At 41.8% G+C, this 21,467-nt stretch carries 9 protein-coding genes; 2 read left to right on the forward strand and 7 right to left on the reverse strand.

Features of this window, described 5'->3' with window-relative positions:
• Positions 1 to 338: 338 nt before the first annotated feature.
• The 7 genes from ABJF11_RS15820 to ABJF11_RS15850 form a co-directional block, all read right to left on the reverse strand.
• Positions 339 to 1,400, reverse strand: a complete 1,062-nt coding sequence (locus tag ABJF11_RS15820; protein ID WP_348120996.1) for a family 16 glycosylhydrolase — start codon at positions 1,398 to 1,400, stop codon at positions 339 to 341.
• Positions 1,384 to 3,597, reverse strand: a complete 2,214-nt coding sequence (locus ABJF11_RS15825) for a CRTAC1 family protein (protein WP_348120998.1) — start codon at positions 3,595 to 3,597, stop codon at positions 1,384 to 1,386. The genes ABJF11_RS15820 and ABJF11_RS15825 overlap by 17 nt, the downstream gene beginning before the upstream one ends.
• On the reverse strand, positions 3,594 to 6,914 hold the full coding sequence (locus ABJF11_RS15830) for a VCBS repeat-containing protein (RefSeq protein ID WP_348120999.1): 3,321 nt from the start codon (positions 6,912 to 6,914) through the stop codon (positions 3,594 to 3,596). The genes ABJF11_RS15825 and ABJF11_RS15830 overlap by 4 nt, the downstream gene beginning before the upstream one ends.
• Positions 6,915 to 7,009: 95 nt before the next feature.
• Positions 7,010 to 8,569 (reverse strand): RagB/SusD family nutrient uptake outer membrane protein, encoded by a 1,560-nt coding sequence (locus ABJF11_RS15835; protein ID WP_348121000.1) that lies wholly within the window; start codon positions 8,567 to 8,569, stop codon positions 7,010 to 7,012.
• Positions 8,570 to 8,588: 19 nt separating this feature from the next.
• Entirely contained in the window at positions 8,589 to 11,693 is a 3,105-nt protein-coding gene (locus ABJF11_RS15840; protein ID WP_348121001.1) for a TonB-dependent receptor, read from the reverse strand.
• A gap of 39 nt (positions 11,694 to 11,732) precedes the next feature.
• On the reverse strand, positions 11,733 to 13,007 hold the full coding sequence (locus tag ABJF11_RS15845; protein ID WP_348121002.1) for a hypothetical protein: 1,275 nt from the start codon (positions 13,005 to 13,007) through the stop codon (positions 11,733 to 11,735).
• 148 nt (positions 13,008 to 13,155) lie between these two features.
• Positions 13,156 to 17,298 (reverse strand): two-component regulator propeller domain-containing protein, encoded by a 4,143-nt coding sequence (locus ABJF11_RS15850; protein WP_348121003.1) that lies wholly within the window; start codon positions 17,296 to 17,298, stop codon positions 13,156 to 13,158.
• Between the two features lie 166 nt (positions 17,299 to 17,464).
• Between ABJF11_RS15850 and ABJF11_RS15855 the strand changes: the two genes are divergently transcribed.
• On the forward strand, positions 17,465 to 19,726 hold the full coding sequence (locus ABJF11_RS15855; RefSeq protein WP_348121004.1) for a glycoside hydrolase family 3 N-terminal domain-containing protein: 2,262 nt from the start codon (positions 17,465 to 17,467) through the stop codon (positions 19,724 to 19,726).
• Between the two features lie 67 nt (positions 19,727 to 19,793).
• Positions 19,794 to 21,383 carry a sodium:solute symporter gene (locus ABJF11_RS15860; protein WP_348121005.1) on the forward strand — a complete coding sequence of 530 codons (1,590 nt, stop codon included), beginning with the start codon at positions 19,794 to 19,796 and terminating at the stop codon, positions 21,381 to 21,383.
• Positions 21,384 to 21,467: the final 84 nt, after the last annotated feature.

Below are 21,467 nucleotides of genomic sequence, written 5' to 3' on the forward strand. Positions count from 1 at the left end.
ATTTTACTACACTTTTTTATGAGAAGCTAACCTCGTGTTAACTGCCTCCCTGTGAAAGCGGATGCAAAGATAAGAAGTAATTTTTTCCTAATCCTAATGGTTTAGAAAAAAGTTTTGGAAAAAATTTGAAGCCCCTTTTACCCACGTAAAATAAACCCATTAATGATCCGCCCCTTACCTCAAAATGTCAATCCTTCCAGCACTACTCTAAGCACCTCCCCCCTTAACGGGACGCAAAGATACCAACACTTCCCAGCCAATTCCAAATACATCCGTAAAGTTTTTGAGAAATAATCGTAAAAGAATTGGATAATGCTCTTTATCCATACTAAAGGCACTTATTCAAAGAATATTTTACCAAATGAGGCCTTGCCTATATTGTTTATATGTGATACAATTAGCATTTGGCCGGGCTCACTTTCCAGTTTTACTTTTAATCCCTCAGGAGATACAGAGCTGCTGTAGTTAATTTGACTTCCGCTAAGATCATAGATGTCTATCTGATCTAGATTTGGTGTGTCCGTCCTAATTGTAAAATGTCGGGTTTTTGCTGGATTGGGAAACAGGTTTAGATCTCCTGTGCCTTTGGCCTTATCAATGGCCGTGACTAGCTGATAGACTCTAACGTAATCTACCTTCATCTCTTGTGGAAAAATATCTTTAGCCACTCCTTGTATACCACCCCAATTCCCTCCAATGGCAATGTTGATCAAAAGGTGAAATCTTTGATCGAAGGGCCATTTCTCGCTACCGGCTTCTTTCGAGAAAGTGAAATACTTTTCATCATCCACGTACCAGTCAATTTTGTCCCGACTCCACTCTATTATATAAGTATGAAAATTGTCTTCACAATCTGATATCACCACTTCTCCTCCACGCTGAGTGCCTAAGGTATGATTATAGGCTTTAGTGTGTACCGTGCCATAGATCATATCGGCTTCAAAGCCCACGTGCTCCATAATATCGATTTCTCCACTGTCTGGCCAGCCACCATAACTCCAGTCGGTAGGGAGCATCCATATGGCAGGCCATGTGCCTTTGCCAGTGGGTAGATCAGCTCTGATTTCAATTCTGCCATAGGTCCAGTCTCCTTTATCTCTGGTGACGAGACGCGCAGAGGTATACCCTTTTCCTCCCACACTTTCTTTGATAGCCGTAATTATCAGGTTCCCGTCTTCTACTCTAGCATTTTCCAGACGATCTTCTGTATAATACTCTAGTTCATTGTTTCCCCAGCCACAAACGTTGGGGCATCCATCTCCTACGTCATAGCTCCATTTTTCAGAATCTGGCAGACCTGTATAGTTAAACTCATCTGACCAGACCAATTCATATCCGTCTTGAGCCAATAGATGACAAGAAAGAAATGATAATAATAATGCTTTAATGATGGTGTTCATGATTTGCTTCTGTTTTGAGGTTGATGGTTTCGACAGTCAATTGGACTGGATCCTCTCCTTGCCTGATGGTATAAAAATGATCCATTTGGATATTCTCAATGGTCTGGGTTGACTTCAATTGGTCTGGCCATAATATGGTAACCTGATCAATCTGGTACGCAGTGCCAAGACCAATTTCTGCTCTAAGTGTATTAGCACCAAAAGACCCTCCCGAACCTATGGTGTGATAAACAGTTCGTTTCTCAGTTGTCGATAGGGTGAGAAGCACTTCGACTCTGGCACCGATAGCAGATCTATTGGCTGATGTACCTTCCAATTTCAGCGTAAGCCAATGGCTGTCAAAGCCAGGGTTATGAAATAGCATATTTTGGAACACATCGCTTTCGGCAGCTCCGCCAACCTGATGGTAAATATCCTGATCACCATCATTGTCGAGATCGCCAAAGGCCACTCCATGGCCTTTTTGGATTTGTCCAAATTCTCCGGCTGTGGTAACGTCTACAAATTTTTCTCCTGCAATATTTAAAAATGCTCTATTTGGTACGGTTGCCCAAATATTAAACTCTCCGGTGCCTAGATAGAAATCGGGATACCCATCGTTGTTGAGATCACCAAAATTTGCTCCCATAGCATAAAGAAGGCGATCTAGCCCGGCCTCATCCGTAACGTCGGTAAAGGTCTCATCACCATTGTTGCGATATAATCGTGGGGTTTCTCCTTGAAAATCCTGACCCAGGTAGTCTTTAGTGACTTCATCGGCGATTCTATAGGCTTCCTGATTGTCATACCCGATAACCATTATGTCTTGCCACCCGTCTTGATTGTAATCCCAGAACCAGGATGGAAAACTCATCACCGGATCACTGACTCCTGCTTTTGACGCTATTTCCTCAAATTTCCAGCTTTCAGGGTTTTCTCCTCCTCTATTGACAAAGAGCAGGTTTTGTCCATGGTATACGGATATATACAAGTCTGGAAGTCGATCATTGTTGATATCTCCCCAGCTGGCTCCTTTGACAAACTGATTGATCTCAAGACCTACAGAAGAGGCTATATCTTTGAATGAACCGTCTCCATTGTTGAGAAATAACTGACAGGGAAAAGCGGCATGTCTTCCGGAGGACTCATTGCCAACGAAAAGGTCTAAATGGCCGTCTAGATTGAAGTCTGCGGTGGCTACCGATCCAGTAGGGGCTTTGCTGTATAAATTAGCTTTTCTCGTTTCATCTGTAAACTTTTTACCTGTATTAATAAGTAAGGAGTTAGGGATTTGACCATTTACAGATAACCATGCGCCTCGCATAATGTACAGGTCAGTGAGGCCGTCGTTGTTGAAGTCTGCATGGATGTTGTTGAGTCCGCCAACCATACCTTCAAGGCCATATTCCTGGGTTTTATTATCGAATGTGCCCTGACCGTTGTTGATGAATAGATTGGATGGTTCTCCAAGGCTATATGAGGTGGTGAAAATGTCGAGCAGCCCATCGTTGTTGAAGTCTTCAACACTGGCTCCGCCGGCATGATTGTTTACAGCTACTCCGGTCTCCATGCTGATATTAGGGAATGCCGGGAATTCTACATCTGAATCAAATACTTCCGGAGGAATAAGATACTCTGGTGGCACCTGATTGGGGTAGGCTCCTATGGCTTGATAGCAAAGATTTAGAAACCAGCGAGATTGAAGGTCCTGACTATCAAAGGCCAGCAACTCCTCATATAGTTCTATAGCACTGATGACAGGGGCTTTCATTTGATGAATGCCTCGTCCTTGTATGGGCATGATGCATGATTGACCAGAGTGATTTTCGATACAATTTTGTATCTCTCCCATTCTAAGATTGGCAAGTGCCTTTACTTTATAGAAGCTGACACTGGATTCGTTGACTTCCAAATATTGATTGCCTGCCAGAAAAGCATCTATGACTTCTATACATTTTGCATTGTCTCCTTTGAGTAATAGCACGAGCACGTAATCCAACCAGCTACCATGACGCATGGTATGGGGCATGCCTTGGATTCCCAACTCAAGCTTTCTTAATAGATGGCTTGTGAAATATGGATAATTATTGTTCGATCTGGCAGCTTTGGCATGCTCTCCGAGTTCTTCTGCCATCTTGATAGTGGATTGTGTCCTGGGATCGGACGGACCACAAGAGGCCACACATAATAAGGCTACTATTAAAATGATAAATCTCATTTAGACTCTTTGTATACTTTGACTGGTGCTGAATTAGAAATAAAAACATCTAAGTATGTATCATCCGAAGCTAGTCTTACAATGCTGCGAATGTCATATGGCACATAGAGTCCTGACTGCGTATAATCCACGTAGGAGAATTGGCCAGTGCCATCTCCAGCGAGCAACCAACCGTAGCAGGCGTCATTCCTCGGAGTTTCTACTTCAGAATTAAACTGGTTGCCTCCTGCGAGGATGTCCAAATATCCGTCATTATTATAATCTGCCACTTGTACATCATTGAGTGATGAGGTTTGAATCTCAAACGGCAGATTATTAATTGCAAGACGCCCGTCTCCCAAGTTTTCAATATATACACTGGCAAAACTTTCTACCTTATAATGTATACTGTTGGCCAAATGCGTCTCACCATAAATGTCTGAAAGGGTGGCTTCTGCAAATGCATTGTATTTGTTCTTGTATTTCTGCTGTATGACTGGTATTTGCTGTGAGCTACATTGCATGCCTCTAACTGGGAACTGTTCGTCACCCTGATAGTACCCTAGTACTATATCAACGTTGCCATTAGAATCATAATCATTGACATATATATCAAAAGTCGCGTCTTCATGGGCCTTATATTTATAATTGAGTCCCAGGTTTCCGATAATCAAATCATCATCTCCATCCTGGTCGAAATCGGCACTTTCGATCATGTTCCACCAACCTGTGGTATTGCCAAGTGAATATTCATTGGTTTGATCCTCAAAGATGCCATTCGATAGGCCAAAAATCTTTATTGGCATCCATTCTCCTACTACTACCAACTTGTGGTCTTGAGATTGGTCCAGTTTTACCCATACTGCATCACTCACCATGCCTAGCTCTTGTAAATTGGGTTGATTGGAAAGCTCAAAGCTCACTTGCCCTGATGAGGATGTGTTTTCAAGCAGCATACTGTTGACAGGGAGTGGATATTCTCTAGGTAATTGTCGTCCGGTAACAAAAAGATCCAGATCTCCATCTTTATCGAAATCTATGGGAAGGGCTTGTCCACCACTAATTGTGATTTCTGGTAAGGACTCTAGCTTTTTAAAACTTCCTTTTTGATTGATATAGATTCTATCCTGATACATTTCTGAACCAGCTTCATAGTCATTTCCTCCGCTTACCACATAAAGGTCCATATCACTATCTCCATCTGCATCGAAAAAGACTGCGCCGATATCTTCGTATACGCTATCATTAGGTGCTAAACTGATCTTTGAAAATCCTGCTTCCTTGTCCTGAACAAACAGCCATGAGGGCTGACCTGCTGCTGCTCCGATAAACATATCGTCGAGTCCATCGCCGTTGATATCAGCCTTGGCTACAGCAGGTCCTAATCTTGACATTCTGTGTGGCAATAAAATCTGGTAATCGAAATCATCGAATTCGTTTTCTATATTGATGTAGTCGTCTAAACCCGTAGGTGTAGCCTCTACAAATAATTTAGACTTTATGGGTGGTGATTCTTCTTTGTCCACTGAATCTACTGCGTCTATTGTGATTTTTTGATTTGAATCAGGCTTGTTGATTACGGAATGTGTACCATCTGGCCATTGCACTTCAAGTCTATCGATTGATTCTCCTTTTGGTACCCCAAAATGTATGATTGGCTCTATTGAAGACTGATAGCCGCGAACAAGGGTATGCTCTTTAGATTGCGTGCCTGATGCTGTAAAAAGCTTAATCTTTGCTCCTAAACCTAAGGGATTCTTTTCTGGCCCTTGTAGCTGTACCTTCAGGAAATCTCCTTTTTCACTTTCCATACTGATGTTTTTAAAGATGGAAGCTACAGAGTCAATGTTGTTGATGACGAGTTCTATATCTCCATCATTGTCCAAATCTGCATAGGCCGCACCATTAGAAAATCCTTCGAATTTGATTCCCCATTCTTCGTTGGTACGAGTAAAATTCTGACCGTCGAGGTTTTCAAATATGTAATTGTCAATTTTTTTGAATGGCAATTTTTCCGTGACTTCTGCGAAGCTTAGCTCTTTGTATTTGATTTTCATTTTGATGTCGAGTCGATCCATCCATTTAAAGAAGTCCTTATTATTGATGTCACGCCGGGTACCGTTGGTTACAAATAAATCATTTAACCCATCATTGTTGTAGTCTGCGAAAAGGCAAGCCCAGCTCCAGTCTGTCTTATCGATTCCTGACATTTTAGCTACATCGGAGAAAAATGGTTTTCCATCGGGTCGGATTCCCTGATTGATTTGTAGCGTGTTGTACATATATTGGAAATGAAATCCGGCATTGACATTTTGCCAAAACCCATCGATATCCATACTAGCCATATTGGCTTTTGATCTAAAATTATCAGCTGGTGTCATGTCCATCTGGGTGAAGTCCATGAGGCCGTCATTGTTGAAATCAGCAGCATCCACTCCCATGCCATAAAATGAAGTATGCTGGAGGGTTTCTTTGCTCAGATCAGAAAAAGTGCCATCGCCGTTGTTAAAATAAAAATTGTCGGGGGTATTAAAGTCGTTGGACACATATAGGTCGGTACGATTATCGTTGTTGAAATCGGCAGCAATTACGCCTACAGCGAGGCCAAAATTGAGCATACCAGCTTGTTCTGTGCCATCTGTAAAATTTCCAGTGCCATCATTGATATATAGATGATCCGAAGATTTCCATTCTGGATTATCCACTTTTTGCTTGTATTCGGGGATGAGAGTTCCAAAAGAGGTTTGTTGATAGTTGGCAACATACATATCGATGTCTCCGTCCTGATCGGCATCAAAAAAGGCAGTCTGGATACTAAGCCCTTCATCTGCGACTCCTCGCGTTTCAGCTTCATCTATGAATTGAGGAATACCCTTATCATCTACTCCTTGGTTTATATATAGAATGTTTTTTGTGGATGTCCATATCCCTGCAACTGAGAGTGAGATATCCATGAGGCCATCTGCGTTGATATCGTGCATGGCTACACCCGTAATCCACCGATCGTCAGCTTCTACTCCAGCTTGAGCGGAAATATCTTCGAACTGTAGGTTTCCTTTATTGAGATAGAGCTTGTTTGCCACTCTATTTCCGGTAAAATAAATATCCTGGAGGCCATCACCATTGACATCTCCTATGGCTACACCTCCACCCATGTAATAGTATCCATAGTTGAAAAAGTGTATAGAGTCGTTGACCACCAAGTCGTTCGAAAACTGGATATTGGAGGTAGTAGGATCTATGGCCTGAAAAACCTTTGAGCTATGCTCTTTTTCCTGTTGGGTACAGGCGGCCATCATCCAACATAGGCTGAGGCTAATAAGTTGATTTCTTAACATTACCGTTCAATTTACTAAAAACAAAGGCCCCCTGTGTATAGGCGGCCTTTGAAAAATACTATTATACAAAAACGTTCATCATTAAAGCTCTAGGCTTAATAACCGTCGTTTTGAGTCATATTCGTAGCCGCAGCTATATCTGAAATAGGAATAGGGAATACTTGATGCTTGTCAAAATCGAAGTTATCACCATAGTGTGCTGGATCTCCACCTGTGAAGGTAGGAGAAACTTGTACTCCAAGTTCAGCTTCTGCAACGCTTCTTCCCCATCTGATCAAGTCAAAATATCTGTGACCTTCAAAAGCAAGTTCTACAAATCTTTCCTGACGGATTGCTGCCATTAAGGCATTACCTGTAGGAGTAATATCTGCCAAACCAGCTCTACGTCTTACTTCGTTCAAGGCCTCTTGAGCAGGCCCTGGTTGGTTGTCCATGGCATATGCTTCCGCTTTTAGCAACAGCACATCCGAATATCTGATCAATCTCCAGTTGGTACCATAGTTCAATTCCTTTGGTGCCCCATCTTGATTGGTTTCAGCATCGAATGATCCATACTTCAGTCTGAAGTAGCGGTTGTAATCCCACCAGGTACTTCCGTCAAAATCTGGGTCAGTACTTTTGTAAGTGAGGTACTGAGCTTCTGAGAACATAGTTGCATCTCTTCTTTCAGTATCACCCATATCGTTGAAAGCATCCCAAAGTTTCTCAGATGGATAGTTGAATCCCCATCCGGCGATCAGACCCAATTCTGGCGTTGATCCAGCTCGGGCTCCCATCAACTGCACGTGAAGGTTATTCTCAAATCTAGTTCCCCAAGGGTAGTTCCAATCATATGGTACTTTAGATGAAAATGACGCTTCTAACACAGATTCGCTACCAAATTCCTCAGAATCCTTAAATACATCAGCATAGTTCTCTACTAATGAATAGCCTGTCACTTTTTCGAATGCGGCTGCAGCATCGGCATACTCTCCTTGATACAGTAGAACCTTTCCAAGTAGTGTATTGGCCGTACCTTTAGAAGCTCTGAACTGATCAGCAGCAGAATACTCACTTTTATGTGGAAGCACTGATACTGCATCCGTCAAATCAGCTTCGATCTGCTCATAAATCTGTGCCTTAGCTACTCTTGATTGATTAAACTCTGTTGGCTCCAAACCTTTAAGTATCAACGGAATATCTCCAAACTGAGTAACCAATTCCATATAGAAATAAGCTCTCAAAGCTTTTGCTTCACCTATGATTCTTTTTCTCAAGTCGTTTTCTGGCTCGAGATTTTCAATAATCATATTTGCTCTGAATATACCATAATAGTTTACCTGCCAAGTAGCCTGCACTGCAGGGTTTGCACTATCCCAGGTAAAATTATCTAGTGCCTGATATCTCGGCTGATCCGTGCTACCACCACCTCCGGCAGTACCTTCATCTGAAGGTAAAGTTTTGATCAGTGTAGGGCTAGCCCAATCAAAAAGGTTATCTGCTGTCAGCATGTCGTATGTTGCTACGATAGCCAATTGCGCGTCATCATCAGTGGCATAAAAGGTCTCTATAGAAGAGACACCATTTACATCCTGCTCTAATTGATCAGAACATGCTGCAAGTACGACAGCTACTAGTGCTGAAGCTACTCCCAATATTGCTATTTTCTTTTTCATGTCTTAAATATTTTTTTAATTAAAACTGTAGCGTTAAACCGGTAACAAATGTCTTCGGCACAGGATAAGAACCTCTATCGATTCCTAAACTGTTGGCGTTGTTACTTCCACCGATTTCAGGATCAAATCCTTTGTATTTGGTGAAGGTGAAGAAGTTATCCAATGAAACATATAGTCTCAATTTGCTGATACCTGCTTTATCCAAAATAGAAGTAGGTAGGTTATAACCTAATTGAACTTGTCTGATTTTGAAGAATGACCCATCAAAAACCATCAGATCACTGGTATAAGCTCTACCATCCACGCCAGCTCTGAACCAACTGTTGGTTGATCCTTCGCCTGTCCATCTATCAGTATAGAAGAAATCTGGTTTGTTGTTTTGAGGTCTATCTGTTCTATTGAATCCCATTATCACTTCGTTGCCGAATGACCCTTGAGCAAAGATTTTGAAATCAAATCCTTTATAATCCACTTTGATTGTAGTTCCGATTGCAAAATCAGGGTGCGGTGACCCTATCTGAACAAAATCACTAGGTGTAATAGTTCCATCTCCATCGGTATCCACAATGATAGGATCTCCTGGTGCTGGATCCCATCCGCCTACGTCTTCCTGATAGGCTGCCACTTCGGCATCGTTCTGGAAGATTCCGTCCGTCTGATATCCTCTAAAGTACCAGATTGGAAATCCTTCCTGCATAGCTGTCGCAGAATTCCAATCTATACCAATGTTTGTTCCTTGTTCGAATTCCTTATTGGGATCAACAAAAGTTGCTTCGTTCCTAATTGCAGTAAAGTTGAAGCTAAAGTCATATTTGAAATCTCCTTTTTGTTCTTTGTATCCCAATTCGATCTCAAGTCCTTTATTACTTACTTCACCAGAATTTACAAATCCAGCAGGGTTTCCTACAAATGCAGGAGGACTACCAATTACCAATAGATCTTTGGTTGTTTTCCAAAAATAATCAGCAGACACTGTCAATCTATCTTCGAAAAAGCCTAAGTCCAATCCGATATCTGTTTGTTCAGAAGTTTCCCAAGTCAAATTTGGATTAGCCAATTGGATCGGTTCAGCTCCTGTCAAGAAGTTGCCTTCTGCGTCTTCATAAATAAACCCAGCGCTAACACTGGCTAATGAGGCACCTGCTCCTGCGTTTGTCACAGATGACAAACTACCATTTTGTCCCCAAGACGCTCTAATCTTAATGAAGTTCATTGGGCCTGCTGAGAAGAAATCTTCACTAGAAAGTACCCAACCGGCCGATACAGAAGGGAAGTATCCCCAACGATTGGCTTCAGATAGCACTGAAGATCCATCTGCTCTCATAGTGGCTGACAAGAGATATTTCTCTTTATAGTTATAAGTCACTCTACCAAAATAAGAGTTCAATGTGTTCGTATTTCTAGTGCCCTGGGCATTAGTATTTTGAATACGATTAGGCACTGCATCTAAGTAAGCTAATTGCGAAATAGGGTTCAACAGAGTCGTACCATTACCAGTCAAATAACCACTTTCCGTTGAGAAAAATGATGTTCCTGCTAATAAATTAACATTGTGATTTCCTAATTGCTTGGTATAAGATGCAAAGTTTTCCCACTGATAATTGAAGTAATCGCTATAGGTATCAGAAACTCTCGCTCCTTCGGTATCTCTGTCATTGAAGAACCAATCTTCTTGCCAGTAATGATTATAAAAACTACCTGAGATTAAGCCAAGTCTTGAAGTCACTTCCAGTCCATTGATTGGAGTGATAGTGATTGCAGTGGCTCCTTGTAGGAACGTTGCATTAAAGCCTCCGTGTATTTGAGCCATCTTACCAATTGGGTTTGAGTTCTCTCCATCTACCAATGTAGAAATCCCCCAATAGTTGCCATTGGCATCAGTTTTATAGTTCTGCTCTCCATATTCGTTTATTACCCACGATGGAATACCATTGGCGTAAGTAACTGGCGTGGCAGGATCCATTACGATTCCACTTTGAACGATACCTCCAAATTCAGAATTCTCCTGGATTGATTGTCTTTCGAATTTAGCAAAAGAGTAGTTACTTGAAATTTTTGCCCAATCATTCACTTTATGACTGATATTAAATCTCAATCCATATCTATTGATAGAAGCATCTTCTCCACCTACGATACCCTCTTGATCTAGAAAATAACCTCCGATCATATATTTGGTATCTGCAGTACCTCCAGAAAATGTCAATGCATGTCTCTGTTGCGGAGCTGTATCAAATATTTCATCTTTCCAATTGGTACCTTCTGAAGGTAATTGCTCATCTGATCTTCTGAAGATTCCTGCTTCTGCATTGTATTCTTCATATTGATTCAAAGTCATTACTTCCAAAGGAGTATTTTGGTTTTGAACGCCAAATTGGAAGTCATAGGATATTTTACCTGGTCCTTCTTCTCCTTTTTTAGTAGTTACATAAACTACACCATTTGCACCTTCTGCTCCATAGATAGCGGCAGATGCTGCATCTTTCAAAACTTCAATTCCTTCGATTTCGAAAGGGTCTAGCCAGCTGATGTCCGGTACTCTCATACCATCTACGATATATAGTGGCGCGGTAGAACCATTCGATCCTGCACCTCTAATTTTGATGTTATAACCTGCTCCTGGGGATCCAGAGGTAGGGACAATTTCAACTCCAGCCATACGTCCTTGAAGTGCTTGATCTACAGATCCTGCTGAGAAATTAGCTAGGTCTTCTGCTTTTACACTAGAAATTGCAGCAGTCAATACACTCTTCTTTTGAGAACCGTATCCCACTACAACAATTTCTTCCAAGGCTGTAATATCATCCAGCATACCTACATCTATAGTAGATCTGCCACCAACGGACATTTCTTGCGCTTTCATTCCAATAAAGGAAAATACCAGCACGTCGTCATCAGAATTGACAGATATCTTGTAGTCACCATCCAAATTGGTCACTGTACCTGTTGCTGTTCCTTTGATCAATACACTTACTCCAGGAAGTGTTTCACCTGTTGTGGCAGAGGTAACTTTACCTGAAACCACTTGATTCTGAGCTTGAGCACTAAATGAAATCAGTGTCAGCAGCATCAGAAACATGGACATCAAACCTTTTAGTCTGACGTTATATATTTTTATTTTATGCATGTCTTTCAATTTTTTATGAATTAACAGTTTGATGCTTGCTTACTCAGCAACTTCTACAAAATCCTCTTCATCTGCAGGGTATCGGGAGATTGCACTCGCATTGCCAGCAGCGTCTACCTCCATGTAGTACAACTTGTACTCACCAGGTGAGGCTACAAATTTGCCTGTGCCTTGTCCTTCTCCTTCAAAATCTGCTGTACTCTCTGGTACAAACTGAGAATTACCTGCTAACCAAATCCATAATACGGCATCACCGCTTGGAGTAATTTTCACAAGCCTTGATGCAGCCGGATCTTCTGCAGCAGTCAATGTAGGAGATGGAGCAGTGTTGTCAACGTTAACTGATCCATTTACTTCTAGTTCAGTTGGTGCATTTCCTGCCATGTCTACTACTGTAGCTGCATCTAGCACAGCTGTAAGCGTACCCTCGTCGGTACCAGCTATTGTATATGAACCTGTCCATACTGCTGGATCTTCTGAAGCGACCAAGCTCACTTCGATAGGAGTACTTTCAGTACCCGCTCCAGTCAAGTCAACGATCATCGCATCGCCATTTGCTCTGGCTCCCTCATTCAAGGTCATCGTAAAAGTGATCGCAGTACCTGAATTAACATCCGTTGTTGAAAGTGTCAATGCACCAAATGGAGCTACATTGTCCACTTCGTGAATGGCTGCCTCCAAATCCGCAGTAGCACCACCGTAATCAGCGGTAAGTGTTACACCTGTAATCGCTACGTTGAGCTGACCGTTGCCCGATCCACCTGTTACAGTGGCTTCAAACTGTGTCATATTGCTTCCCGCAACTTCAGTCAATTCAGAAATAGTTCCTGCTGTGAAGTCACCAGTTAAAGCAACAGTTGGTACAGAGGCAAGTGGACCTGCAAAAGTCATTGTCACCACATCTGTACCGCCATCATTGATTTTTGATGCAGTAGTAAATGTTACACCGCTGATTTCAGCAGCGACACCATCTATACTAATCGTCCTGGTACCAGTCAGACCACTTCCGCTAGCAGATACAGTAGCTGTACCTACAGCGCCGAATGTAATATCTGCTGTCAAATCTGATGATGCGCTAACTGTTGCATCACCTGTAACTGTCCAAGTCACATCACCACCAGCTTCAGCTGCGGTAAAGGTAACTGTAGACGCGGGTGCCACTGAGGCTGGCCCGTCAATGTATAACACTTCGTCAATTGTGTTACTTCCTTCATCATCGTCGCATGCTACTACGATGAATAGTAGCAGCGCAGATGACAAAATCACTTTGGCCAGACCTTGCAACCTGCCCCTAATTTGTCTAAGTTTTATCATGCCTTTCAATTTTTTGATTTTAGTGAATAGTTTTAATAAAAATTGATTCTCAAACTTCTCAATTCTAAACCCATATTGCGCTGGGCATTTATCACAAAGGCGGATGGTAATTGTTTCAAAACAGAGTAAAACTACCTATATGACTGTTTTAGGACGTTTTTTCTTCGGTGTCACTCGCATACTCAGATGGATTCACGCCAAATTGTTTTTTGAAACAATCCCTGAAATACTGCAGGTCGTTGAATCCAACCTGATAGGTAATCTCTGAAATGGTCAGTTGGTTCTGACGGATGAGTTGTGCCGCTCTTTTCAATCTTATGGATCGTACGAATTCATTAGCGGATTGACCTATCAATCCTTTGAGCTTCCGATACAGCTGCATTCTACTCAACCCAAGCTCACGTCCAAGGTCGTCTACATAAAATTCAGAATTAGAAATATTGTCTTCCACGATCTTGACTGCCCTTTTGATAAAATCCTCATCTCTGGATGCAATCTTCACATTTGTAGGTTCGATATTTAGCGTCTTCTTATTGAGCAGATTGTTCTTAATATGGTCATGGATATTGAGCACGTTTCTAACTCTCAGTGCAAGTAATTTTGGGTTGAATGGTTTGGTGATGTAATAGTCTGCTCCTTTTTCAAATCCTTCCAGTGCACTGTCATTTGAGGCTTTTGCGGTCAACAGGATGACGGGAATATGACTGGTCTTCATGTCCTCTTTTACCTTTTTGCATACTTCGAACCCATCTAGCCCTGGCATCATAATATCAGAAATGATCAGATCGGGGATTCGCTCCATAGCCAACTCTGCACCGTCAAGACCGTTGTCTGACTCTATGATTCGATAGTCTGGTTCAAGAATCTGCTTGATATAACCTCGGATATCGTTATTGTCTTCTATGATAAGGACAAGAGGCATCTTCTCTTGATCTTCCAAATTTTCCAGGCTATCAGTTAGCGATTGGACGTTGGCCTGTTGGTCGGATTTAAACAACTCCTGATTTTCATATTTGTACTCGGATTCTCCGTTTGAAAAATCTTCCGGATTGAGATGGTCAGTTCCTTTTTTGAGATGTACAGTAAATATTGAACCTTCGTTTTCTCTACTCTCCAGATCAATTTCTCCACTATGCAACTCGACAAGTTCTTTTGTTAATGACAATCCAATGCCCGTACCCTTGCTTTTCTTGTTCTTAGCATCCCTCACTCGATAGTAGCGATTGAAGATATATTCCATTTCGTCTTCTGGAATTCCAATACCATCATCTTTGACAATGAGGGTTACATCATGCTTATTTTCAACCAGTTCAAATTCTACATGACCGAATTCGGGGGTGTATTTAAAGGCATTTGAAAGCAGGTTTACTACAATTTTTTCAAGTTTTTCTCTGTCGAAGAAAAGCAAAATTTCCTCTCTTGGTACGCTTACTTTATAGCTAATGTTTTTTCGTACGGCAAAGGAAGAAAAGGAGTGTATGACTGGTTTGAGAAACTTGGTAATGTCCTGTTCGGCAGCCTCCAGTCTCATCTTGCCAGACTCAAGTTTGGATAGCTCAAGGAGTTGATTAATCAGGTTGAGTAGGCTTTCTGCATTGCGTATCATCATGCTCACTTGATCTTTGATACCTGTAAATTCCACATTTTCATACATGGCTTTCAACGGCCCGAGTATTAGAGTAAGTGGTGATCTAAATTCATGTGAAATGTTGGCAAAGAAGCTTGATTTCATTTCATCTAGCTCCTGCATTTTGGACAATTCCATATGTTCCACATGTAGCTGAGTTTGTAATCTTTCACGATTGACAATGGTCTGGATTCCCCAAACAAGCAACGCGGTGATGACGATGACATAGAGTGAATAGGCCCAGTATGTATTGTACCAAGCTGGAGCGATTACAATTTCTACAGCTGCTTCATGTGTACTCCAGAGACCGTCATTGTTGGTACCTTTTACTTTGAAGACATAGTATCCAGGTGGTACATTGGTATAGTATGCTTCTCTACGATTACCAACCTTTTGCCATCCCTGATCATAATTCAGGAGTTGATAGGCGTATTCATTTTTTGATGTTTGAGAAAAGCTCAAAACCGCAAATTCAAAACTAAAATCATTTTGATCGTAGGTTAAATTGATCTTTTTAGTTTTTCTAATGTTCTTTTTCAGCGGAGCTTCTGGTCCTACCTTTACTGATTGATTGTACAGTTTGAAATCACTAAAAAACACTCTCGGCTCATAGGTGTTTTTGTTGATCAGATCTGGCCTGAATCGATTGAAACCATCGGTACCTCCAAAAAGCATCTCTCCGGTACTCAAGCGATAGCTAGAATTTTTGAAGAACTCCATGCCTTGAAGACCGTCGGATTTGGTATAATTTTGAACTTCTTTAGATTCTGGATTGTACTTGGAAATTCCCCGATTGGAACTGACCCAAATATTTTGATGATCGTCTTTCTGAATGCCGTAGATTACCTCATTGGGCAGGCCTTGTTTCTTCCCGATTTTGACAAATTCTTCTTTGACTGGGTCGAATTTGTCCAATCCAGAAAAAGTACCTACCCAGATTGTATGAGACTCATCTTGCATCAGGGCTATGATTGAATTGCTGGATATGCTTTTTGGATTATTGGAGTCGTTTTCGAATCTTCTAAAGCTAAACTGGCCGTTGGTTTCATACATTTTGTTGAGACCTCCACCTTCTGTACCGATCCAGAGGTACCCGTCGTTGTCTTCTAGAATAGCACGGACATAGTCTGAACTAATACTGTGCGGATTGTCATCGTCGTGAGTGAAACCTATAAATGATTTGTCGGCAGGATCGTATGCAAAGAGTCCATCGCGGAATGCACTAAACCAAATTCTTCCTTTTTTGTCTTCATGTATGGTAAATACATTTTCGAATCCCTGGCTTCTATTTAGAGGGTGATTGATTTGGAATCTTTCGAATTTGTCCGATCCTTTTCTTTTTAGATTCACTCCACCGTCCCAAGTTCCAATCCAGAGGTTCTCATTGCTATCCAACAATAGTGATAGAATGGCATCTTTTGAGATGGAATTGGGTTTGGTTTGTGTTGTATATGCTTTGAAAGTGTTGCTTTCAACGTTCCAATAGTTGAGACCTCCTCCATCGGTGCCTATCCAGACATTGTGATGCTTGTCTTCCGCAAAACAGCTAACTGCATTGTTGCTCAAAGAATTTGAGAAATGCGCATTATGTCTAAAGTGTTCAAACTTTCTGGAATTCTCATCGATTTTAAAAATTCCTTTATTGAAGGTACCCACCCAGATGATGCCAGTGTTGTCTTTGTACAAACTCCATATGGAGTTGTTTTGAAGAGAATATTCTTTCCTTGGATCGAAAGTATAAAGGATCGAGTTTCTATTTGCATTGTCTATTACATTCAATCCCCCATTTTCTGTTCCAATCCAGAGTTGATTATTATCATCTTCCAGGATAGAGAGAATCACGCGTGTACCGGTCTTGCCGAGCTGAGAATCTAGCTTCTGGTGCAAGAAGATAAATCTTCCACTTTCATGATAATGAAGTTTATCCAATCCATTATGCGTTCCCAACCAAATATCACCTGATTTACTTCGATAGAGTTTTCGTATCACATTTGAAGCAATGGATTCAGATTTGTCATCATCATGGGTATACACGATAAATCTCTTGCTGTCGGTATCAAACAGGTTGAGGCCTCCTCCCCAGGTGGCTATCCAGAGATTGTTTCTTTTATCCTTTTCTATGCCGGTAATATGATTGGATGAAATACTAAATGGATCATCCAGATTTTTCTGATAAGACAGGATCGTCTGTGTGGTCTGGTTGTAACAATGCAACCCATATCTTTCTGTCCCAAACCAAATATTTCCATTTTCATCTTCTAAAAAAGCCTTTACACTGGCTTCTTTAAGATATTCGGGCATTCCTTTTACTTCAAACCTATCAAATGCATCCAGGTCTTCATTATAAAGACAGATGCCACCTCCCATCGTACCGACCCATAATCTATTTTCAGAGTCTTCATATACCGTACGGATATAGTCATTGCTGAGACTGGTAGAATCTGATTCATCATATTCATAGGTAATCATATTGACTCCATCGTAGCGATTGAGTCCATTGCGGGTGCCGATCCATAGGAATCCATTGTGGTCTTGTAGAATCGAGGCAACTGTATTTTGAGACAGCTCTGCCTGAATGGAGATAAACTTGCTGTTGATGTCCTGACTGGAGCAGATAGAGGCCTGCCAGACCAGGAATAACACTAGTAGATGTACTTTTTTCATACCGTTCACATTAATAGATGTAAATATTTCAATAATATTTAACACCAACCCACCCCTGAAATAATTACCCATGTTCATTGATAGATATGCCTAGGGATGTCGGTAAGAAATAAATGAGTTTTGTATAGTGACTCATTTTATCATTAACACAAAACACTTTCGGTCAATGAAGTTCTCTTCTCTACAAAAATACATTTTTTCTACTCTTTGCCTCTGTACACTCTATTCCTGTATGCCTCCAGAGACTTCCAAAGCAGATCGTGACCAACAAGTAGTTGATCTCATGAGCCAAATGACGGTAGAGCAAAAGGTGGGTCAAATGACACAGATCACGCTGGGAAAAATTCATAATGAAGGCCAACTGAACCTTGAAGAATTGAGATTTGCCATCATTGAAAAGAATATAGGCTCAATCATAAATGTGAACGGCAGTCCTCTCTCAGTAGATGAATGGCATGCACTACTCACTCAGATACAAGACGTAGCACTCAACGAGACTGAGCTAAAAATTCCAATTCTCTACGGAATAGATGCCATCCATGGCACTTCCTATACCAAAGGCTCCACTCTATTCCCTCACAATATCGGCATGGCTGCAACCAGAAATACTGATCTGGTGGCACAGGGTGCTAAAACTACTGCAATGGAGGTTCGTGCGTCTGGTATCCGCTGGAATTTTGATCCTACGCTTGGGATTGGCAGACAGCCGCTGTGGTCAAGGTTTGAAGAGACTTATGGTGAGGATGTCTATCTAACGTCCTCTATGGGAGCTGCAGCTATTAGATCTTACGAAGAAGACGGGCTGAAAAACATCACAGCAGTAGCCAGCTGCATGAAGCACTATCTGGGATACTCCACTCCCTTGAGCGGCAAGGATCGTACACCGGCTTATATTCCGGATGTACAGATGAGAGAATACTATCTACCACCTTTTGAAGCGGCTGTAGCAGAAGGCACTTCTACCGTGATGATCAACTCTGGGGAGGTCAATGGTGTGCCGGTACATGCGAGTAGCTATTATTTACAAGATATTTTGCGTGGTGAGCTTGGCTTTAAGGGGCTAGCCGTTTCTGACTGGGAGGACATCATCAGACTACATATCAGACACAAGGTGGCAGCAACACCTAAAGAGGCTGTCAAAATAGCTGTAAATGCAGGTATAGACATGAGTATGGTTCCTCTTGACTATTCGTTCTACGACTATTTGGTGGAGCTAGTGAATGAAGGGCAGGTGAGTATGGAACGCATCGACGAGGCTGTATATAGAATACTAAAATTGAAATTTGATCTAGGACTCTTTGATAATGCCTATCCGGAAAAGGAGGCTGTTGCCAATTTTGGTAAACCTGAATATGCAGATCTGGCATTGCAGGCAGCTTTGGAGTCGATCACTTTGCTAAAAAATGAAGACGCTATACTTCCGCTCTCAAAATCATATAAAATTCTGCTAGCTGGCCCAGGAGCTAACAATATTGGTGCATTACACGGCTCGTGGTCTTACACCTGGCAAGGCGACAACGAGTCTGCTTACAATGCCAATACATTGACACTTAAAGGTGCACTGGAAGCCAAGATTGGAGCGGGTCAAGTCATTACCAATGTAGTGGCTGATTATAATAATGCCGCTAACACAGATGTATCATTTGTAAAAAAGAATGCAGCAAAGGCTGATGTGATACTGTTGGCAATAGGAGAAAAATCTTATGCAGAATCACCTGGAGGGATCGACGATCTGACTCTGGATGCTAATCAGCTCGCATTAGCAGAGGCAGCCATTGGGACTGGCAAACCTGTGGTATTATTATTGGCACAGGGTAGACCGAGAGTGATATCATCCATAGAGCCGGGTGTCAAAGGTATTCTGAATCTATATCGACCAGCAAGTCAGGGAGCAAAGGCCGCCATGGAGATCCTATTTGGGGACCACAACCCCAGTGGCGTTCTGCCATTCACCTATCCCAAAAATAGTGGAGATGTGGTGCTCTACGACCGAAAAAATTCTGAGAACTTCAAGGAGTCTGAACCTGATACTTATGGTCTTGGTGGATTTTCTCCACAATGGCCTTTTGGATATGGGATGAGCTATACCACATTCGGCTATAGTGATCTCTCACTAGATAAAGAAAACTTACTAGGCGAAGAGGTACTGAACGTATCTATCATAGTCAGCAATACCGGAGATCAGGATGGGCAAGTGGCAGTTGAATTATATGTGAGTGACTTGTTTGCCTCAATTACTCCAAGTGAGAAGAGACTGAAAAAATATAAAAAGATAACTATTGAAAAAAGTAATTCGGCTAAAGTAGATTTTCAATTGACCAAAAACGACCTGTCTTTCATTGGACAAGATGGTAAGCGAGTGACAGAAGATGGAGAGTTCAATCTAAGGATAGGGGATCAGGAAGCGACCTTCGTCTACAAGAACTAAGAGTTTTATACCGTTCACGGTGTCGCCCCGCAAGGGGCGGCATCTATTTTTTTAGGCTAACCCAAAAATGCTTGATTTAGAATATATAGATATAGCTGTGATAGGTGCGTACTTTGTATGCCTCTTTTTGATAGCTATATTCGTGGCTAAAAACAGCCATAAAAATCAGAACGCTAAGGGTTATTTCCTAGGCGGAAAGAATATGGGATGGTTTGTAATCGGCGCCTCTTTATTCGCCTCCAATATTGGCTCCGAACATCTCATTGGATTGGCAGGCACTGCGGCCAACAGTGGTGTGGCCGTTGCCCAATTTGAGCTTCTGGCCGGCATAGTGCTCCTACTCCTGGGCTGGGTGTTTGTTCCATTCTATCTCCGCAGCGGGGTATATACCATGCCAGAATTTCTGGAATTGCGCTATTCTAAAAACACGCGTGCTTATCTCTCAGTCATTTCTATTGTAGCCTATATTCTAACCAAAATTTCTGTCACCATCGCCGCAGGAGGCATCATTTTCCAGGCCATGGGTATCGACTTCTGGGTTGGAGCCCTAATTATTGTAGTGGTGACCGGATTATATACAACTATTGGCGGACTCAAAGCGGTGATTTATACAGACATGCTTCAGATGTTTGTCTTGATTGCAGGGTCCTTACTCATAACTGTAATAGGCCTCAATCACCTCGGAGGCTGGAATGTACTGGTAGCCGGAATGGATGCCAGCTACTTCAATCTGTGGAAGCCGATTTCCAATCCTGATTTTCCATGGACAGGAATCATCTTCGGTGCCCCAATACTTGGCGTTTGGTATTGGTGCACGGATCAATTTATCGTGCAGCGTGTGCTGGCGGCTAGAAACATTGAGCAGGCGAGAAAGGGATCTATTTTTGGAGGATACTTGAAAATGCTGCCTTTACTAATTTTTGTAATTCCTGGCATCATCGCACTGGCCCTCAGTCAACGGGGCGAGCTCTTGCTGAATACTCCCGATGATGCGTTGCCGATGCTCGTAAAGGTGCTGATGCCTACCGGGCTCAAAGGACTTGTATTGGCAGGATTACTAGCTGCACTCATGAGCTCGCTGTCTTCCGTATTCAACTCCTGTTCAACCATTTTTACACTGGATATTTATAAGAAAATCAAACCAGAATCTACAGAGAAGCACTTAGTCATGGTCGGTAGAATTGCCACGGTTGGTCTGGTGGTTTTTGGCATTTTATGGATTCAGTTTATTGATAATATTTCAGACCAACTCTTTACCTACCTTCAAAGCGTACAGGCGTACATTTCACCTCCTATCGCGGCGGTGTTTCTACTGGGTATATTTTTCAAAAGGCTCAATTCCAAAGGGGCAATGGCTTCTATGGTCACCGGATTTGTACTCGGTATCGCCCGTTTGATTGGTGAGGTAAATAAAGAACAATTGCAAGGGGCCTTTTTCTATTTCTGTGATATCAACTACTTACACTTCGCCATCTTCCTATTTGTTATCTGTGTGGCGATTCTTATTCTCGTAAGTCTCCTTACTAATAGTCCTGATTACAAAAAAATCAACGATGTCACTTTCAATAGACTCTCTATGGTGGATACCAGACAGGATTTGGTGCTTTCAGGCATTCTAGTCTGCATCATTGCCTCCATCTGGATCTATTTTAGCTAAGCCACTAAATCTACTCAAGGGTTTTTTCTTCTATTCCGATACCCGTCATTTTTAAGGACTTCCATTTTTTTGGACTGAAAATCC

Source organism: Reichenbachiella sp. (assembly GCF_039941815.1).
Taxonomy (GTDB): Bacteria; Bacteroidota; Bacteroidia; order Cytophagales; family Cyclobacteriaceae; genus Reichenbachiella.